General features: G+C 58.5%; 12 protein-coding genes. All 12 read right to left on the bottom strand.

The genetic code is table 11. The features are described 5' to 3' along the window. Positions 1-66: 66 nt before the first annotated feature. Positions 67-3,582: a caspase family protein gene (locus tag O3S85_RS08055; RefSeq protein ID WP_269539447.1), complete on the bottom strand. Its 3,516-nt coding sequence runs from the start codon at positions 3,580-3,582 to the stop codon at positions 67-69. Positions 3,583-3,594: 12 nt separating this feature from the next. Further along, complete coding sequence (locus tag O3S85_RS08050) at positions 3,595-7,131, bottom strand: caspase family protein (RefSeq protein WP_269539446.1); 3,537 nt, start codon at positions 7,129-7,131, stop codon at positions 3,595-3,597. Next, positions 7,128-7,682: a hypothetical protein gene (locus tag O3S85_RS08045; protein ID WP_269539445.1), complete on the bottom strand. Its 555-nt coding sequence runs from the start codon at positions 7,680-7,682 to the stop codon at positions 7,128-7,130. The genes O3S85_RS08050 and O3S85_RS08045 overlap by 4 nt, the downstream gene beginning before the upstream one ends. Before the next feature lie 22 nt (positions 7,683-7,704). Beyond that, positions 7,705-9,210, bottom strand: coding sequence for a C1 family peptidase (locus tag O3S85_RS08040; protein ID WP_269539444.1), 1,506 nt, complete (start codon positions 9,208-9,210; stop codon positions 7,705-7,707). A 3-nt stretch (positions 9,211-9,213) separates the two neighbouring features. Beyond that, the gene (locus O3S85_RS08035; protein ID WP_269539443.1) at positions 9,214-9,684 is read right to left on the bottom strand and encodes a hypothetical protein; all 471 of its coding nucleotides are present in this window, start codon (positions 9,682-9,684) and stop codon (positions 9,214-9,216) included. 4 nt (positions 9,685-9,688) lie between these two features. Continuing rightward, positions 9,689-10,252: a hypothetical protein gene (locus O3S85_RS08030; RefSeq protein WP_269539442.1), complete on the bottom strand. Its 564-nt coding sequence runs from the start codon at positions 10,250-10,252 to the stop codon at positions 9,689-9,691. Between the two features lie 116 nt (positions 10,253-10,368). Next, positions 10,369-11,748 (bottom strand): exopolysaccharide Pel transporter PelG, encoded by a 1,380-nt coding sequence (gene pelG, locus O3S85_RS08025; protein ID WP_269539441.1) that lies wholly within the window; start codon positions 11,746-11,748, stop codon positions 10,369-10,371. 5 nt (positions 11,749-11,753) lie between these two features. Then, positions 11,754-13,286 carry a GT4 family glycosyltransferase PelF gene (gene pelF, locus O3S85_RS08020; RefSeq protein ID WP_269539440.1) on the bottom strand — a complete coding sequence of 511 codons (1,533 nt, stop codon included), beginning with the start codon at positions 13,284-13,286 and terminating at the stop codon, positions 11,754-11,756. Beyond that, positions 13,283-14,281: a HEAT repeat domain-containing protein gene (locus O3S85_RS08015; protein ID WP_269539439.1), complete on the bottom strand. Its 999-nt coding sequence runs from the start codon at positions 14,279-14,281 to the stop codon at positions 13,283-13,285. The genes pelF and O3S85_RS08015 overlap by 4 nt, the downstream gene beginning before the upstream one ends. Next, the gene (locus O3S85_RS08010; RefSeq protein ID WP_269539437.1) at positions 14,278-15,618 is read right to left on the bottom strand and encodes a GAF domain-containing protein; all 1,341 of its coding nucleotides are present in this window, start codon (positions 15,616-15,618) and stop codon (positions 14,278-14,280) included. Before O3S85_RS08010 ends, O3S85_RS08015 begins: the two co-directional genes overlap by 4 nt. Positions 15,619-15,622: 4 nt before the next feature. Continuing rightward, positions 15,623-16,159 carry a hypothetical protein gene (locus O3S85_RS08005; protein WP_269539436.1) on the bottom strand — a complete coding sequence of 179 codons (537 nt, stop codon included), beginning with the start codon at positions 16,157-16,159 and terminating at the stop codon, positions 15,623-15,625. Between the two features lie 18 nt (positions 16,160-16,177). Then, on the bottom strand, positions 16,178-17,731 hold the full coding sequence (locus O3S85_RS08000; protein ID WP_269539435.1) for a tetratricopeptide repeat protein: 1,554 nt from the start codon (positions 17,729-17,731) through the stop codon (positions 16,178-16,180). Positions 17,732-17,762 lie beyond the last annotated feature (31 nt).

Below are 17,762 nucleotides of genomic sequence, written 5' to 3'. Positions count from 1 at the left end.
CTGGACTGGTTAAGCACTTCGGATGCGTGAATCCAGAAGATGAAGCAATTGTTTTAATGACCGGTTCTAGTATGTGCCAATGGGGAAGTCCTGGCCGTAGCCGTAACTGGCGGGGTATTGGGCTTGGCCTTTGTGCTTTTCGGTGATCTCGGGCACTTGGCTCTCGAGGTAGGCCTTGAGCTCGTTGACGGATACGATGCCGTCACCACTGTCAGCTTTGCCCTGCAAAGCTTCGAGAAGAGTATAGGTGAATGCGCCGTGGCCCAGCGTCTCGAATTCGGTGGCGGTCTGATCGCTGGCGGTCGCGGTTAGCCAGTGCGTGCCCGTGCTGCGGGCGAGTTGAGCGATGGCTTCTTCTTCGGCGGCCCCGCGCTGGGCGACGGTTTTCAATGCGCCTTCGGACTGGCAGGCGTCGAGAATGAAGAGCTGCTTTTGTGCTGCGATGTCGCGTGAGTATTCCAGCAACTCATAACTGGAAATGCCGCGCTGCCTGAGCAACTGCGCATTGCCGTAAAGTTGGGTGAGGTCGCTCGGGGCCAGGTAGAACGCGGCCAGCGCATCGTCAGACACCACGCCATGGCCTGCGAAGTAGAAGATGAAAGCATCGCGCGGTGAAGCTTCGGCCTTGATGTTCTCCAACGTTGCGATGATGTTCTCGCGGGTCGCTTCCTCGTTGATCAGCGAATAAACCTGCGTGCGGCTAAAGATGTTGGCGCTTTGCTTTTGCAAGAGGTCGCGCACGGCGGTGGCATCTGCCTGGGCGTAGTTCAAGTTATGGTCCGGATTGGCGTATTCATTGATGCCGACCACGAACAGGTGTAGCGCGAGGCCTTGGTTGGTCGGCTCGGGCGCGTCTGCGGAATAGACGATGATTTCATCGGCCATGGATTCCGTGCCTTGGTCGTTGATTGCGATGGCCCGAAAGCGGTTGCGGCCTTCGGCGAGGGTGAAGGTGAAGCTCTCCTCGCGCTCATAGAGTTGATCCTCGTCGGCTTCTTCTGGTTCGTCGTCCTCGACAAATAAGCCGCGTGTGCCGCCGGTTACGAGTTTGCCGTTCTGGTAAATGCGGATGTCCTGGATTGGGCTGCCTTCGCAGCTGGCAGTGACTTTCAGCGTGACACTTTCCTCGGGGACCTCGACGGTTTCGAACTCGTCTTCCACTGTGAGCCCGCGCTTTTGTGGACCGTCGATCTGGACCGTGAGGCGTGGAGCGAACCGCAGTTGCTCGACGTCGAGCGTGGGCTTCGGGCTGAGTCCTTGAATCAGCGATCCCATCAGGCGTGGGCGGTAAAATTTATCGAAGTAGGCGGCCAGCGGGTTGAGGTGGTCGCTGCGCACGTAGAAAAGGTGTTCCTGCGCGTCGTTGTTGGAGGTAAATAAACCCGTCTGCGGATTGCGGATGAGCCACTGCTTTTCGTCGTCGAAGAGATAGATGTCGGCCACGACCGCTTGCTTGGACAAGTCCGTGAGCTGTAGCTGAGAAGCGCCGCTTCGATAGGAAAGGATAAAGCGCTCACTGCCGATGGGGCCGTAAAAATCAGGCTGTGAGCCGAGGTCGATGCTTTGTTTGAGCGACGCACCGGGTAAAGCATATTGCAGCAGCTTGGTCTCCTTTGTCGTGAAGTATTGGTTGCCGCGCGCAGAGAAATGGAGAGGCCCCGGGCCTTGGTATGCGAAGGTCGGTTGGCGGGTGAATTCGCCGGTTTGCGCATCGATGGTAACGTATTGCCGCCCGCCGCTATCGGTCGCGAAAAGCTGTTGGCCTTGCTCGAAAAAGTTTAGGTTGAACAAAAAGGATTCGCCTTGGTGTGGGTCCATCTCTTTATGCCATCGCTCGCGGCGTGTGGCGCGATCATAGAGGCAAAGGTGGTAGATCGCCTTGCCGTCTTGGGATGTGCCGTAGCCATAAGCGAGCAGTTGGCCGTTGGGCGAAAGCGCGACCATTGAACCCTTGCCCGGCACAAACGCGATGTTGTTGGGAAATTGCATGGTGTCGACAACGCTGCCTTGATCGGTGTCGAACACGAAGGCCTGCGTGTTGTAATGGAGCGCAATGTATCGCTGGTCTGCCGAGGCCGAGCTGCCATAGAAACCGCCAAGCGAGTAGGAGTAGCCATTAGCGTGTTTAAAGCGATTCGGGCCGAGTGATTTTACTGCGAGCGCTTCACCCGACTTCGGGTTGAAGCGAGCATACTCTCCGCCATGGAAGAAGTAATACCAGTGCTCACCATCGAGTGGGGCGGCGATGGCGGCAATGGGGCGATTGACAGGGAGGCTGCTGAGATCGCGTCCATTCACGCCGTTGTCGAGCAGCTCGACGAGGCGCATTTGGCGACCGCGCTTAGCGATAAAACGAAAAGCATTGTCCAGCGGGTAGACACTGTCAGGCGTCCAGGCGAGCGTGGTCCAGGCACCGAGCATGAGGCTGCGCTCGGGGCTAAAGCGCTCGATCTGGCTGACGTCTTCTGCGTTGCGAAACAGGACCAGTTGCTCATGCTTTTGAGACGCGATTAGCGGGGCTGCGGCTTCCGCGGTTTGGCCGGTTAAATGAATGCCCTGGCTGGCGATCGTGTTGGTGAAATCGTAAGTCGCAAACGTCGTTGAAGTGGTCGCGAAGAGGAGCCCTTCATCGGTTGGTGGGATGCTGATCTTGAGCTGGCGCGAGGCATGCGGCTCGGAAAGGCTGACCCATGGGTTTTGCATGTCGGCCGCGCTGGTGCCGAAACTTAGCTGATAGCCATCACTGTTTTTTTGCGCGGCAAGCAACCGCCCATCGGGCAGGAAGCCGACGATGGCCTTGCTGGTGTCGATGCTTTTCCAAGACGGTGTATCGCCTGGTATAATGCTTAGTGTCGGGCTTTCCGGGCCCGTGTAAAAGAGCATCTCGGTCGCATCGGGATTGAGCGAGAGTTGCCAGTCGCTGCGTTGGCTGGCGTAGCGCCGGGTGACGTCGAAGGCGTTGCCGGGGACTTCCAGTTCGGCGATGACGGCCATTGCATTCTCGTCGCTGTTTTTACACTGGCGGACCACGAGCGCGACCGGCTTATCAGTCTCACGGGGATAATTTTTCTCTTTTGTGCTGAGAAGAAAAACGCTTTGCGATGGGCCGTGGAAGCAGTGGGCCAGCGCGTTGTAATGATGCCCGAATGCAGTCGGTTTACTGAAATTGAAGTCATCGTAAAAATGAACCTGCCGCTCCAAAACGACGCACACTTGGCGTTCGGTTTTCGTAAAATACACACCGAGGATTTTGGAGCCTTCGCTTTGATAAGGCAGTTCGCTGGCCAACTGCTGGACGAGGGGAATGCGCTGTTCGATGTCCCACACTTTGAAATGGTCGGCGTCGTAGGTCAGCAAGTATTGGCCGTTGGCCGAGGCCTGCGCCCCGAGGACTGGCTGGGTGTGCGTGGTGGGCGAGAGCAGGCGGATCGGGCCGAGTTCACGGTCGCGTTTGGCCTCGGCTTCCTTCTGGGCGATGTGCTCCGGGTCGCTCTCTTCGGATTGAAAAAGGTCCTCAAACTGCGCCCAGGAAGTGGCGGCGATGAGGGCTTGCAACAGGAGGATTAGGCTAAGTCGTTTCATCGTTGCGGAAGTTTAGTTTTGCACGGAGATGGGGAAATCCCGGCCGTAACCGTAGCTGGTTGGATACTGCGGGCTGCCCTTGTATTCCTTGCTGATGCGGGGTAGCTCACTTTCCAGATAAGCCTTAAGCTCGTTGATCGTTACGCGCTGGTCGCCGGCGTCGGCCTTGCCATTGAGCCCCTGCAGAAGCACGTAGGTAAAGGCACCGTGGCCAAGCTCGGCAAACTCGGTCGCAAACTGCGAGCTGCTGGACGCGGTGATCCAGTGTGTGCCCGTGGCGCGGGCGAGCTGGGCAATGGCTTTTTCTTGTGAAGCCCCACGCTCGGAAAAGGCCTCCAGTGCGCCACCCGAGTTGCACGCATCGAGGATAAAGACCTGCTTCTGCGCGCGCACGGTCTCGGCCAATGCACGGAGCTGGCGGCTGGAAATGCCGTTGGCTTCGAGGCTGTCGGCGGCACCATAAATTTGGGTGACGTCACTGGGCACGATGTAAAACTGCTCCAGCTCGGTCGACATAACCCCATGCCCCGCGAAGTAAAAGATGAACACATCCTGCGGCTGCGCGTTGGCGCGGACTTTCTCAAACTCGTCGATAATGCCGGCTGAGGTCGCATCGAGATTGAAGACGGAATACACCTCGATGTTGTCGTAAAGATCTCCGCTGGCGTTACGGATTTGTTCGAGCATGGCCTCGGCGTCGGGCAGTGCGTAGTTCAGGTTATACTTCGAGTTTTTGTATTCGTTAACGCCGACCACGAGCAGGTGCAGGGTGCGCTCGGCGCTGCGTTCTTCAATGGCCTCGTTGGCTGACTGCGGTGGGGTGACGGTGGCTACTGCCGGTGTGGAGGCAATGCCGTCGGCATTGGTCGCGATGAGCTGGAGTTGGTTTTCACCGGGCAGCAGCGGTAGCTCGAATTCTTCGTAGAACAGATCGCGCGCCTTGGGGTCGAACTCCTTCACGAGCTTGTCGTTTTGATAAAGCTGCACGGTGGTCAGCTGGCCAATCGGGCTCTTGGCTGAGAGCTTTAGCTGGACGCGATCAGTGTAGTTTGTGTTATGCCGAATCTCGGCAGTGGGCGCGCGGGCGATCTGCTCGAAGTCCAGGGCCGTCTCGGGCAGATCGGCACCGCTCATCAGGCTGCCGAAGAGTGTTGGTTCGAAGGACTGGTCGAAGATTTGGTTGAGCGGCAGGAGCGCGACGCCTTGTTGATACACACCGCGCTCCTGCAACAGACGGCTGGCGTCGAACTGGCCGTTGGCCGATTGGAGCAGGTAGTCATTGCCGTCGTTGTAAAACGTGAGCACCGCCTTTGGCTCATTGGACTCAGTGGCATCGAGCGGATAGAAAAGCAGCTCGCCGGACTCTGTCTGAACAGCGAATAATTCACCGCCCGCTGGAAAGTGGACTTCGTTGATGGGATCGGAAAGCGTATGCGTGGTTACGGTCCCGGTGCTCAAGTTGATCACGTCGATGCGCTGGCGGTCTTTGACGACGAGGTGCGTGCCGCTTGGGCTCTGTGAAAGGTCGTGTGGAGAAAACAGGTCCGGATCTTCAAATGAATCCGCTGCAAGCTGAAGCTGCGTTGACTGTTTACCGGTTGGTTCGCCATTGCTGGCGGCGTAGCTTTCGATGTCCCCGCTTTGCAGGTTGAGCAAGCGCACGGCCTGTGAGTCATCGGTATAGCCGATCAGGCGATAGGCGGCGTTGGGCAGCTTGACGCTCCATGTCGGCTCGGTCTCATCTGAGATGTCGTCGCTGATGGGGGTTAGGTTGAGCGTCGTGCGGTGGATCACGTCACCGTTTTGATCCCAATCTTTTTGGGTGGAAAGATTCGCGAAGCTGGCATCATTCGGGGCAATGGCATAGGCCGTGGGCAAGCTATCGATGGTGCCAATACTGTCTCGCGGAATACCGTGTTCGCCCAAGGTCGCGAGCTGTTTGCCATCGGTGGTGCGGTTGAGATAGCTGCGGTAGCTATCGGTTTGGATCAGCCATTTGCCGGATTTGCTGACAACCAAATCGGTTAAGCTGTTAGGCATCGTTGTCGCCGGTGGGGAGGACTCATAGCGTATGGCTTTGGGGTCTACGGGAAACTGCGCGGCATCGAACTGGACGACCTCGGGGAAGTCGTAGCTTTCGAGGGCAAAGATGGTTTCGCCATCGGAGGCATACTCCGCGAAAAATGCTTCGGGGCCGCGGTTAATGTGGCTCAGCCCGGCGCGCCCAATGCGGTAAGCGTGGACGTCTCCTTCGGAAGAGATGGCGACGAATTCCGGCTCGGTTGGGTGAAAGGCGAAGCGGGAATACTTGATCGGGTTCGGCGCGGCTTGGGTGGACTGGATGGTGTTGTTCGTGAGGTCATACTTGATCAGCTTGTCGCCCGTGCCGTAGTCGCCCGATGCAAGGAGGATCATGGTGTCGGCCTCACCCTTTGGCTGACCCAAGGGGCGAAAGAAAGTGAACTCGGTTGGGTGCTCGGAGGTGATGGCGCTTTGCTCCAGATCGAGGGCGACGAGTTTGTTGTCGAGCCTGAGCCACTCGGTGTTCTTGTCGACATTGTAGGGGGCGAAGCCATGCAGCTTCTTGAGTGTGTCGGCGCCGGGCAGCTCGACATTGCGAATCGTTTTTAGCGTGCCGCTCTGGAGGTAGTCGCGAAAGTATTGGGTCGAGCCGTCCTTGGTGACTGTCCGCTTGGAAATGACGACGCCCGGCGCGCCGAGCTCGAACTCCACTCCCGGCACCGAGAGCGTGCGCACGGGTTTGCCGGTGTAGGGGTTAAAGAGGTCGTAGTTACCCTTGAGGCCGTCGGCGATTTCGAAGACCTCATCTTTGCCGACTACGGGACGCATTGAGCTAAAGCCGTAGCTGTAGGCATCTTCCTCGGAGACGGTGGAGAGCGGCGCTAGCTTGCCCGTTTTCAGGTCGAGTGAGTAAAAGCGGTGGCCGGCAATCGTGGCCGAATCCCAATTGGTTTTCGGGGGTGTTTGGTCGGTGGCATAAATGAGTACGGTGTCGTCGGACTTGTGCGGGAACACACAAACATCGTCGACGAACTTGCCCGCAGTGGGGGTGACTTCGGCCAGTGCGCGCGGAGCTTTGCCATCGCGGATCAGGTGGATTTGGTAGCGGTTGACGTCGTAAGGTTTATCACGGCTCACGACGACCATCTCGCCATTGTTGCCTATGGTGTAAACGCGGTGAATATTCTCAATCGCGGCGACTCGAGTGGACTTGGCGTTGGAGAGGTTGAGCCGGTTTAGCCCCTGCGAATCGACCGAGTAATAATAGCGCCCGTCGGCCGAAAAGAAGCCGACCGCGGACGCATCACCGTCCACTTTGAAGCGTTTCTTCAGCGTCGCAGCGTTGTAGATCGTAATGCCAAACGAGTCGGCTACTGCGATGTGTTTTCCATCCGGCGACCAGCCGCTGATTGCGTTCCAGCCGTGGTCGGTTACATCGGTTTTAGCTTGCAGCTTAAGGCTAAGGAGCAGCGCAAGGCAGGCGATTTTTAACAAGGCAATGCCGTAGCGGAGTCGGTCGTTTTTCATGGTAAAAGATTGTCGTGGATCTGTTGGGGATCGAACGTTTGGGACTTGTTGCGGCGCGCGTAACGGATCAGCGCCGGAGTGTAAAAAAGCATGATGGCGATCTGCAAAATGATCAATAGCGGGAAGGTCGCCGCGAGGAAAAGCATCACCAGGAGCAGCAGGCCCATGACCGCGAAATAGCTTAGCCAGATCGCAAGATTGGTGCCGGGTGAGTTGCCTCCGTGGAAGCCGCAATTGGGCTGTTGGGCGAGCTCGCGGCATAGCGATTGCACGAACGCGCGGTAGTCGGCGCTGCGGTCCTCGAAATCGTAAACGCCGCGATAATGCTCGTTGCTGAGGCTCAGGCTACGGCTGTTTTTTAGCCGAATGGTGGCCAGGTAACGTTGACGCTGAACGCGGGTCGGCGCATAGCGCAAGTGGACGCTTTGAACGTTTTTGAGTGAGTAAAGCCTCGTATTGCCCTTCGCCGAATTCACGGTGAGTTGGCCCTCATGCAACTGGTAGTGCATCTCCGGGCTGAAGGCATGTAAACGTTGGCGATACTCGATCATATCGTTGCGCGAAATGGGCGGGCTAGTCGTGCACGATCTCGACCATCAGCGGGACGACGTGTCCGCGCGTTTGCTGCTGAATCGCGAAGCCGATACCGTCGTCGGCATACTTGATGTGCTCCTGCTGAATCAGGCGCGGGCCGAGGGCCTGGTGAACTTTCACCGAGAGCGTGCCCTCGTTGGCCTCGATGGCTTCGGCGAGCGCCTTGGGATCGAGCGGCTCGTCGGAGTAAAGCATCAGCAGGTAGTCGGTGCCGGGGACGTTGTCCATGCGGACGACTTTTTTCTCCGAGGGAAACGCGATGGTGCTGCCCTTGCCGATCATGGGAGACATGCCGTCTTCGAAGGGCAGGATTTGCGTGATCTTGCCCGTCAAGTCTGTGGCGAAAGCGTAGAGATAGGCGCGGGAGTTCGTGTTAACGTAAAACCGGAAACGCGTGCCGGAGGGGTAGGCCCGCGCGAGGCGGTAACCTTCGAAGTGTTGGCCCGATGCATTGACGCCGTCCTTCACGATTTTGATCGCGGGCATCTCGGTGCCGTCGCGCTCCTCGAACTCGACACTGCCCGCGAGCAGGAGCGGCGTCTCCGGAGTGACAGGCACGCTCTTCTGGTATGGCTTGGGCTTGGGTTGCTTGCCATAGGCCTGAAGCGCGCCAATGCAGTTGCGGGCAAAGTCGTCATACGGAATCCAGACAAAACCGCGGTCGCCCCATTCTTTGGTTCCCCAGCTGTTAATGACGCGCACAGCACCGCCGTAGCGGTTGTCATCGTAGCCGACGGCGACCATTGCGTGCAGGCCGTGTTGGCCCTCGGGGCCGGCGTCGGTGGCCTGCTGCCGCCAGACTTCGCTTGCGCGGTAAAAGCTCTTGTGCACCTTGAAGCAGATCAGCACCGGGCTGCCCTCGGAGAGCGCCTTTTTAACCGAGAGGACTTTGATCGGATCGTTCTCGGGCAGGTTCGTCGTATAGAGAATCTGGTAGTCGACAATGGGGAATTCCGTGGCAATGAGCAGGTCGTCCGAGTCTATGCCCGCACCGCAAAGATAGGGCACGGCGTCCAGCGGGGCGACGCCCACGCTGCGCATCAGCTCCAACGCGGCGACGGGGCTGGTGCCTTTTTTGCAATTGGGGTCGCCCTCGGGATCACGGATTTTTTCATAGACAAAGGTCGGCGAAAAAATGGCGTCGTCGATCTGTCGCCGGTTGGTCATCTGGTTCTCGATGGCGTAGAGAATTGTGCGCAGGTGGTAAGCCGCGGCAAAACCCGTGCAGGTGGAGTGGGGCCCCTGGTCGCCGGGCGTGGGACAGTATTTTTCCAGAGACACTGATTTGGGCAAGTCGGCGTAGGTCTCGGCCGTGACGGGCGCTTTGTAAGGCACGCTGCGGTAGGCCTCGACATCGAACACCAGCCCGGTCCCAAAGGCTTCTTCGGGGTCGGCGTCCTGGGCCAAGAGCAGTGAGCAACTGGCAACTGTGGCCAATGCCAGGCAGCGCAGCGCGAGAGTCAACGGGCGAAGGTGTTTCGTCATACGTTATTGGGTAAGGGCGGTTAGCAGTTGCTTCCATTTGGCACCGGCGGTCTTGCCCCCGGCGATGTCCACATCTTCCTGGCCGGCGCCACCCGTCCAGCGAAACTGGTCTTCGAGGTAGTAGGTCGGCTCGACGGTGTTCTGCGGACGGATGAAGGAAAACTTGTAGCCGTGGTTGCGCACTGTGATCTGGATGCCGCCTTTGAAATAATACCAGGGCATCTTCACCCCGCTAATCTCCGCCGGTGTAGCGACGATCAGCGGCGTGGGCTTCTCGGCAAAAATGGATTCACAGGCTTCCGCTGGTAATGCATTAGCTTCGGCAATCTCGCGCAGGTCGGACTCGCTAAAGCTACCGGTGCCGCACGCAACAAAGGTCACGCGCTGGCCGTCCCAGAGCAACGCGCCGGGGAGGCTTTTTACGGGGCCGAGCAGAAGCCACGCCCGGCTTTCGACAGGTGGGTGTTCGGGCATGGCCTTATTGGTATTCACCGCTGACCGGCACATTGCGAATGCCGATCACGTCTTCCATTTCGCGCTCGATGTATTTGGCCTGCGTGGAATCCGCCAAGCCGCTGAGTAACTTTTGCTCGCGGTTGTCGTCCGTGATCACGAACAGCTGGTAGCTGATGTTGACACCGTTCTTGCTGCGGCTGATGTGCTGCTTGGTGTAGAGCTGTTTGATCGAATGCACGCGCAGTCGCTTTGACCCTGGCCAGGGGAGTGGGTAATGCCGTACGCTCAGGTAGTTGGGGTCGACGGAGACGTCCGTCTTGTTAACAAAGCTCGCTACGCAGAAGTAGGCCATGCCAATGCCCACCAGGGCATGCAGTGAGCCAAAGGCGGCCATGTGCCAAGCCCCGCTGCCGAGGGCAATGCTCATCCAGACGACCATGAAGCCGTTCCAGAAGATGGTGAAAAACACCAAAAAGATGGCCAGTGGCGAAAACCACCGCCGACGAATGATGAAGGAGTCGCGGTCGTGTAAGACCTGAAGTCCTTGTGGCAGTGGGGTTAAGGGTTCTTCGCTCGTTGCAGACATTAGCTGGTAAGGGCTGAATGGTTTAGTCTAAGACCGCGCTGAAATCAACCTGATAACGCGGAGCACGCCCGCAGCCGCGTCGGCTGGAAACGATGCGCGGATCAAGCTGTAGTTGCTCAAATGCCGAGCGGGACTCGGGTGAAGGTGCGCATCAGCAGGCCATGCAGATTGCGGTTGGTGTAGGTAAACGCCACGGCAATCGACAGCGCGACGGACATGATTAGCCCTACGCCGTAGGCCTCGATGCCAACGCGCAGGCTCAGCAGGGTGAAGGCGATGTTACTCACCGCGAGCACGCAGGCGCAGATGGCGGCTTCTTTCAGGCAGTCCAGGTAGAAGAGCACCGTGAGCAACGAGAACAATATCACGCATAAAAACGCGGCCACCAAAGTCACGCGAAAGATGGATAGCTGCAGTGCACCGATGCCCAAGCTGGATACCACGGACTCCGCGCCCGCGATCAAGAGAATCGTCACCAAGCCCTGCACTTTGATCATGGTGAAGAAGCCGTTCTGCACGCTCTCGATGATGCGCTGTGTTCGCTCTTCGAGTGTCGCAAGGTTGGCCTTTGCTTCGATTGCCTCAATGTATTCGGCCATCTCGATAGCGAACGAAGACTCGATGGTCAGTAGAAAAACCGCCATACCGGGAACGATCGACAGGAAGCTTAAATAAACGGCCACATCGTAAACTGGGCAGGCGTAGAGCACGCCGCCGAGGTGAACTTGAAACGGGGAGAAATACCAGTAGATCAGCTTGTCTGACCAAATACCGAGGTTGTAAGCAAAGCCGCAAACAAAGAGTGCCGGGTAGCGCTTTGCGTCGGCGATGAAGCCGATGTCGATCGTGCGGTCGATACCGAAATCACGATGCAGCCAATACAGCAACAGGAAGAACAGCAACAATTGGCCAAGGACAAAGCCGGGCATCATGTAGGCCGAGCCAAACATTATTTGTGCCCCGAGCGCCAAGGCAAAGCTGAGACCGTAGCCAACGGCAAACGAGCCGGCGACAACGAGGTAATCCTTCTGTGCCGAGGCAAAGAGCACGGTAGTCCAAACCGCGCCAAGGATCGGAAACAGCGCAATAGACGACCATTGGGCAACGGCGTTACCCGGGTAAGTAAAGCCAAACAGCAGCAGCCCGATTGCGAGCGAGACCGCCATGGATAGCAGGCAGCCACCGAGCAGCAGCTCGCCGATCCGTTTTTGATCGCCGATGAACAACACGTCCGAAGCGCATCGGGAAAGCAGCAGCTGGATGCCGCCAGTGGCGATCAAACTGAAACTGAAGGCGTAGGTTACCGAAACGAAAAATACCTCGAAATCCTGGTCGCCATCGTAGCCACCTGCCGCGATGCCGAGCAGTGCGAGCGAGAGGATCGAGATGACCCACGGGCCACTGCCCATCAATGCGGCAAAGCCGTAGGCCGCCACGGAATCGCGGACGGTCCCGCGGGCGAGCATTTTGCGAATTGCGAATCCGATTCCTGCCATGTTCGTTAGCCGCTTGCGCCCGTGGGCATGAATTCCTGGTAGAGCGAGTGGTAGGCACCGAGAATGTCCGCTTGTTGATAAAACCGCGTGACACGCTGGCGGCCGTTCTCACCGTATTTTTGCACTTTCTCCGGCGAGCTGAGCAGGTTGACCAACGCGTTTGCAGTCTGCCTTGGCGAGGCGACTTTCGTCAGGTCACCTGCCGGGCCGAGTGCGCGGTCTTCATCCGAGTCACCAAGGATCAACGAGCGGCAGCTGCCGACATCCGCCGATACGCAGGGGATACCCACCGCGAAGCCCTCCAGGATCACGAGGGGCTGGCCTTCGCTGATACTCGTCAGCACCATTACGTCGATGTCGGCCAGTGCTTCGCGCAGGTTTTGTTTTCCGGCAAAATGAATCACGGACGTTATCTTTAACTGCTCGGCCATTTTTTGGCACTCTTCAAAGTATTCCGGCTCTTCGCCGGTGGGCCCCATCAAGACCAGTCGCGCGTCGGGCAAACGCGCGGAGACATCTGCCATCGCGCGCAGGAGCGTTTTGACATCTTTGATTTGCACCACGCGGCCGACGAATCCGATTACATTGGGCTTGGCGTTGGCGAGGCGTTCGCGGCGGCGGTGATACGCGGGCTCGAAGGCCCCGAGGTCGATGCCGTTTGGGATGATTCTGCTTTTGTTCAGGGGCGCGCCGAGCTCTTCCTGCATGCGCCGGTTACCGCCGTAGAGGGTGGTCAATGCGTCGCATCGTCGGTAAGAGTATTCTGCGAGGTAGCGAAACTTTGCAATCCAAAGTCTTTTCAAGGCACCGAGGTCGGAGTCCACCGTTACGTAGGCCTCGCGAGCCTCGTGAATCCAGGTGGCCAGGCTGATCTCGGAGATGCGCTCTTTGACGTAGATGCCGTGCTCAGTGATTATTGACCGGGCGTTGTTGCGACGCGCAGCCTCGACGGCCACGACGCCCGCATAGCCGGTGCACAGGGAGTGGTAGATGTGGGCCTTGGGCGTGCGCTCCAGGCTGCGAAACAGAATCCACAACGGCAGCATCATAAACCGCGTCGTGTAAAAATAATCGATGAACGATACGTTGGGCAGGTAGCGCTTGAATGCATCGCAAATGACTTCCCATGCCTCATCGTCCTCGCAGAAATCCTCGAAGGTCAGCGCATCGCCCAATGCGGAAAAGTGGTCAAGCAGTTGGGCGAAGGCGGCGTCCCGTTGCTCGTTTTGGGTTTGCTGCAGAAAGTTGCCGAGCCGTTGATAAAACTCGCTACGGGCGGCATTCGCTTTCCAGTGGCGGTGTTTTTCATTGGGGCCCAGACCTTCGAACAGAAATACTTTTTGGATATGTGTTACGTGGTCAGGCACGGGATACACGGCCTTTTGCGCAAGCTCGGCCGAGCTGCCGATATAGAAAATGCCGATCTTTTTATCGGGCATGCCGTTGATCATTTGCGCAACGACGCCCGACACGCCGCCAGCGACGTATGGGTAAGTGCCCTCGGCAATGAGGCAAAGGTCCAGCGTCTCCTCACTCATGCCATGCCCTCCCGCCAAAATGCACACGCGCTGAGCATGCGGCCGTAGGCCATGCGTGATTCTTCGGCCTCGGCGGCCAGTCGACGTAGCGCCGCCCAGTCGCGTTTGAGGTAAGCCAGTTCGCAAGCCCAGGGTTGCAGGAGAAAGCGGTCAAAGCCGTTTGTGCGCAGTTTTTCCATCGTGGCTTCCGCTGCCACCGTGGCGCGTAGCTCGATCTCGTAGCGCAGTTGAACGAGTTGCAAATCGTTGCGCTCGGGGGCCAGCTCGACCGCACGCTTCACCGAGGCCAACGCATTTTCCATAATGGATCGCCGCGCGACCTCCTCATCGGCCAATCCTAGGAACACATACTCATGCTGGGTTTCCGCCAGGCGAAGCTCCAGGTTGATACGGGCGTCGGTATCGGTTTCATCGGTGAGCTCGGCTTGCAGCGCGCGTGAGCGTTTCTCGAGATTCTCCTGCAGGTTTTGTAAGATGCCCTGCGCGTAAATGCGGACGAGCTCATCGCTGTCTTGCAGGCATCGCTTGAGCACGGGAATGGCAGCAGAGGGATCGTAGGTACGCAGGCCAAGGATTGCGCGTCGGCGCTCGTCGTCTGAATCGCTGCGTATGATCGCGAGCATGTCCGAGGCTTCGTAGTCGGGGTCGGCGCTGCGTTGCTCGTCGCCATGATAAACGTCTTCCGGCCCGAGGAATTGCACCCGACGCGCCGTGCGCGATGGACGCGTCCAGATAAGCGCGGGCACACCAATCATCCACGGGCCCAAGCCGGGCACGGCGCAGACCAACAGGAGCAGCCAAAGAGTGAGATTGAACTTCGCGGTGCGCTCATGGCGTTGAAATCCCAACTGCACGATGCCGTAGATGCAGCCCGCAATCGCCAGCAAGTGAAGACCGCCGCTGAGTGCGCCCGCGCCTTTGACAAACGCGGCGATGGCCCCGCACTCCAAGGCCAGCGCGAGCATGACGATTAACTTGGCGGCAGTTTGCTTCATTGCACTTTTTGCTTGGCCTCGCGAAGGATCTCCGCGTGGTCGCGCATGGTGTTTTCCCAATAAATGATTTCGCAGTCCATGCCATTATTGCGGCGGACGACTCCCTTGAGCCGCTGGTCGATGGCATCGCGGGCGCGCTCTCCGGCAAAGGGGGCGAGCAACACGAGGTTGGCCCGTGGCCCGGGCAAAACGGTTATCGTATCGCCTGCGCGGAATACGCCGCCCATTGCGTTTTCGAGCGCTTCTTGTTGCAGGCTTTTGGTCGTGTCCGCAATCAGCACCAGGATGAATGGTGCCTGTAGCTCGCGGTAAGTCTGCTGCGCCAACTGAAGGCGTGAGTTAAAGATATTTTCCGGGACGACGTAGCGGTTACCATACTTGCTGAGCTGCCTCGCGGCGAGCGACTTCACCGTTTCGCGGTGCTCGACGATTTGCGCGGCCCATCGGCAAAACGCATCAATGCGCCTCAGCGTCGTGCGTTCAAAACTGATAAACGGCAAGCCCGCTACTACGAGGACAGCCAGCACTCTGCGATCGGAATCAAGCAGGGGAAATGCTGCGAGAAATGGTGTGCCCGGGTCTTCATTATTGCCGTTTCGGAGGAATGCAGGCAGCGCGGCAAGTTCTGCGTTTTCAAGAACCGTGGCAATCATGGGGTCGTCGTCGCTTAGCTCGGGCGGGAGCAAACGTTCGTCCCCAAGCAGCGCCGCGCGCTGCAGTTTTTTGTCCTTATGCCAATACAGCGCCGCGTCGTAAACGCGCTCGGTGCGGCTGAGCATTTGCAGCAGCGCCGAGGGAAAACTCTCTGCGGGTGTTTCCTGGAGTGCGCGGATTTCGTTGTCGAAGGAAAGGGTTAACGCATCGCGCTTTAGCAGGATGCGCTCGAGCTGATCACGGACTTGGCGCATGTGCTCCACGTCTGCACCGAGCTGCGCGAGGCGTTCGCTGTTGTGCTGTAGCTGGGCTTGCGCGCGCTCCTGATCTTTGCGTAGGGCGTTGAACAGCTCACCCACCAATGCGCCGAGAACGGGCAACGAGATCAGCGCGAACGGATGCTCGGCAACAACCGCGCCAACGTCTTGCCCGCCCACGCTACGCAGGAGAATGATCAGCCCGGCGGTGACGGCTCCGATGATGGTGCCGGGCATCGCGCCATACCACAGCCCGACGACGAGTGGCGCGAGGATCGCCGGAGTAGGGTTCAGCGATAGCATGCCGACGTCTCCCCGTGCGGCGATGAAATTAACGGCCGCCAGCAAAGCCAATACGACTGCGCCATCGAACCAGGCGCTTCGCTGGCGCCGGTTTGCGTTGGCGGGTGGAGTCGTTTCGCTCATGCGCTTACTTAAGGTGGCTGTTCAGTGGCATGCGGTTGACGAGGTCCTTGGCGGCCACTTGCGCGGCAGAGGTCACCGATGCGTTGATGAAGCCCACGTCGGACGCCGTGCCTTGCCAGACGGTACGGCCGTCCTGCACGTCGACCAGGCGCATGGTCACGCCCACGGCGGGGTCGCCGTCGAGGTCGGTCTTGTAGCGGTATTCATGCACGGTGCCCAGCAGCACGTATTGCGCGCCGACCTCCTTGGCCAGCATTGAGTAGGAGCCGTCGCCCGCGTTTTCCGGCAGGCCCAGGCGGTTGCGCACATCTTCGGTTTGGTAGAGCTGCACGTCTTTCGCCATGAGCGCCGAAGCGGTGATCTCCGTTAACGCGACGCCGGCGAACTCGTCATTGGTGGCGTTGTCAAAAGGGGGTAGCAGGATCGTCGTTTTGTTTTTGTCGAGATGTGCCACGGAGCCGCCGTCGTAGGTGAGGGTTCCGCAGCCGGCAAGCATGAGCCCCGCCAGGAGCGCGCAGAGAACAGTGATGTGTGATTTCATAATGCTTTCGAGTAGTCGCTAAAACCAGCAACGCAGGCCGCTGTTCAGCTCGATGCGGTAGTTGCCGGAATTATTGGTTAAGGTTGATGAGTAATAAGTAAGCCCGGTGAAAACTTCGATGCTCTTTCGTGGATAGTAAACGAGGCGACCGCCCCCAGCAAACTCCATCGCCTCGCGCGAAAACGAGTAAAACACGGCTGCGTTCAGCTCGTAGCGCCAGGCTCGCCAAAAGCGATCGGTCACCTGCACGTTCAGCCCCTGGTTGTTGATATTGGTCGAAACGAGGTTGTCCCAAATCGCGGCCTGATCGGCCAGTGGGGTAATCGGTGAGACCAGCGGAGCGACTCCCTGCGGGTTAAAGGTGTCGCGCGAAAATCCCTGCCAATAGCCAACGTAGCGCACGATGATTTCCGGGTCCGCCAGGCGCAGGCGTTTGCCGAAGGACCAGATCGCATTGAGGCCGTTGCCCAGATCTATGTCGTCATTGACGCGAACTTGGCGGGCGGAAAATCCCAGCGAAACCGGCCAGGTGTCGTCCCATGTGTCTTCCACGCGGATGAACACGCGGTCCTGCCGACCGTCGATAAATTCCAGCGCCAGGGTGTCGCGCGCGGCCTCACCGAAATCGACGCCCACTTCCACTGATAGTAGCGGGTCAAAATAGTAGCGCGTAGAGGCACCCGCGAGCACGTGTGTGCCCTCGCCGGTGGAGCCACCCAGCTCGGCCTGCCAGCTCCATTGCTTGGTCATGTCGAACTCCGTCCATGCACCTGCTTCGCCGCGCTGCGCATTACCGGCGCGAATGCCATCGCGGGCGTCGAGGTGCGTGGTCTGGCCTTCGCCATACATGCCCAGGCGCACGCGGTCGGTGATCTGCCGTGACACATCGGCACCAGCCACAAGCGTCCAACCGTTATCTTGAAAGGCGAACTCGGGTGTGAGTTCCAGCCGGTCCATGCGCTCGCGGTAAATATTGTCGAGCGCATCGCGCACGGGCTGGCGGAGTTGGTCGTTCAGGTTGTGCTCACGGAGGAGCGTCTGGTAGGACTGCATCGAGCGATACCAATCACCGGCGCGGTCGGCGGACGCAGCGAGATCGATCTCGTAGGGGTAGAGTTCGTCATCGTAGAAGCGGGTTTTGATTTCGGCAAAGAGATCGTTCGCGGCTTGATACATGCCCGCCTGATAATAAGCGGCAGCGGTAAAATAGAGCGCCTGGTCGTCGTTGGGATAACTCTTTAGCAGGCGCTCGGAAGTGCGCAGGGCCTTCTCTTTTTCCTGCAGCTCGATATACATGGAGGCCATGGCCAGCAGGGTGTTTTTATCTTCCGGCGTTTCTGCGAGAACCAATTCAGCAAGGTCTTCCGCGGCACCCATCCGGTTGAGCCGGGCCATGAGGTAGCACAGATATTTAACTTCTTTGGCGTCGAGTGTTTGGGCCATCGCCAGCACTTCTGCATCGTTGTAGGAGAGCACACTCAACTCCTGCACGGTCTCGGTTTGCGGCAATACTTCCGCGCACAGCACACCCGGGCCAAGCAGCAGCATGGCCGCCGTCAAGTGGCGCAGCATAGGCTTGAGATGTTGTTTGGGGTGGGCTGAC

Source organism: Cerasicoccus sp. TK19100, assembly GCF_027257155.1.
Taxonomy (GTDB): Bacteria; Verrucomicrobiota; Verrucomicrobiia; order Opitutales; family Cerasicoccaceae; genus Cerasicoccus; species Cerasicoccus fimbriatus.
Note: the sequence above shows the minus strand (reverse complement) of the source record. Positions and strands in the feature narration are given on the sequence as shown.

Excerpts from the sequence above, each read along its gene's own strand:
- O3S85_RS08055 (WP_269539447.1), bottom strand. The coding sequence starts at position 3,582 with ATGAAACGACTTAGCCTAATCCTCCTGTTGCAAGCCCTCATCGCCGCC.
- O3S85_RS08050 (WP_269539446.1), bottom strand. The coding sequence starts at position 7,131 with ATGAAAAACGACCGACTCCGCTACGGCATTGCCTTGTTAAAAATCGCC.
- O3S85_RS08045 (WP_269539445.1), bottom strand. The coding sequence starts at position 7,682 with ATGATCGAGTATCGCCAACGTTTACATGCCTTCAGCCCGGAGATGCAC.
- O3S85_RS08040 (WP_269539444.1), bottom strand. The coding sequence starts at position 9,210 with ATGACGAAACACCTTCGCCCGTTGACTCTCGCGCTGCGCTGCCTGGCA.
- O3S85_RS08035 (WP_269539443.1), bottom strand. The coding sequence starts at position 9,684 with ATGCCCGAACACCCACCTGTCGAAAGCCGGGCGTGGCTTCTGCTCGGC.
- O3S85_RS08030 (WP_269539442.1), bottom strand. The coding sequence starts at position 10,252 with ATGTCTGCAACGAGCGAAGAACCCTTAACCCCACTGCCACAAGGACTT.
- pelG (WP_269539441.1), bottom strand. The coding sequence starts at position 11,748 with ATGGCAGGAATCGGATTCGCAATTCGCAAAATGCTCGCCCGCGGGACC.
- pelF (WP_269539440.1), bottom strand. The coding sequence starts at position 13,286 with ATGAGTGAGGAGACGCTGGACCTTTGCCTCATTGCCGAGGGCACTTAC.
- O3S85_RS08015 (WP_269539439.1), bottom strand. The coding sequence starts at position 14,281 with ATGAAGCAAACTGCCGCCAAGTTAATCGTCATGCTCGCGCTGGCCTTG.
- O3S85_RS08010 (WP_269539437.1), bottom strand. The coding sequence starts at position 15,618 with ATGAGCGAAACGACTCCACCCGCCAACGCAAACCGGCGCCAGCGAAGC.
- O3S85_RS08005 (WP_269539436.1), bottom strand. The coding sequence starts at position 16,159 with ATGAAATCACACATCACTGTTCTCTGCGCGCTCCTGGCGGGGCTCATG.
- O3S85_RS08000 (WP_269539435.1), bottom strand. The coding sequence starts at position 17,731 with ATGCTGCGCCACTTGACGGCGGCCATGCTGCTGCTTGGCCCGGGTGTG.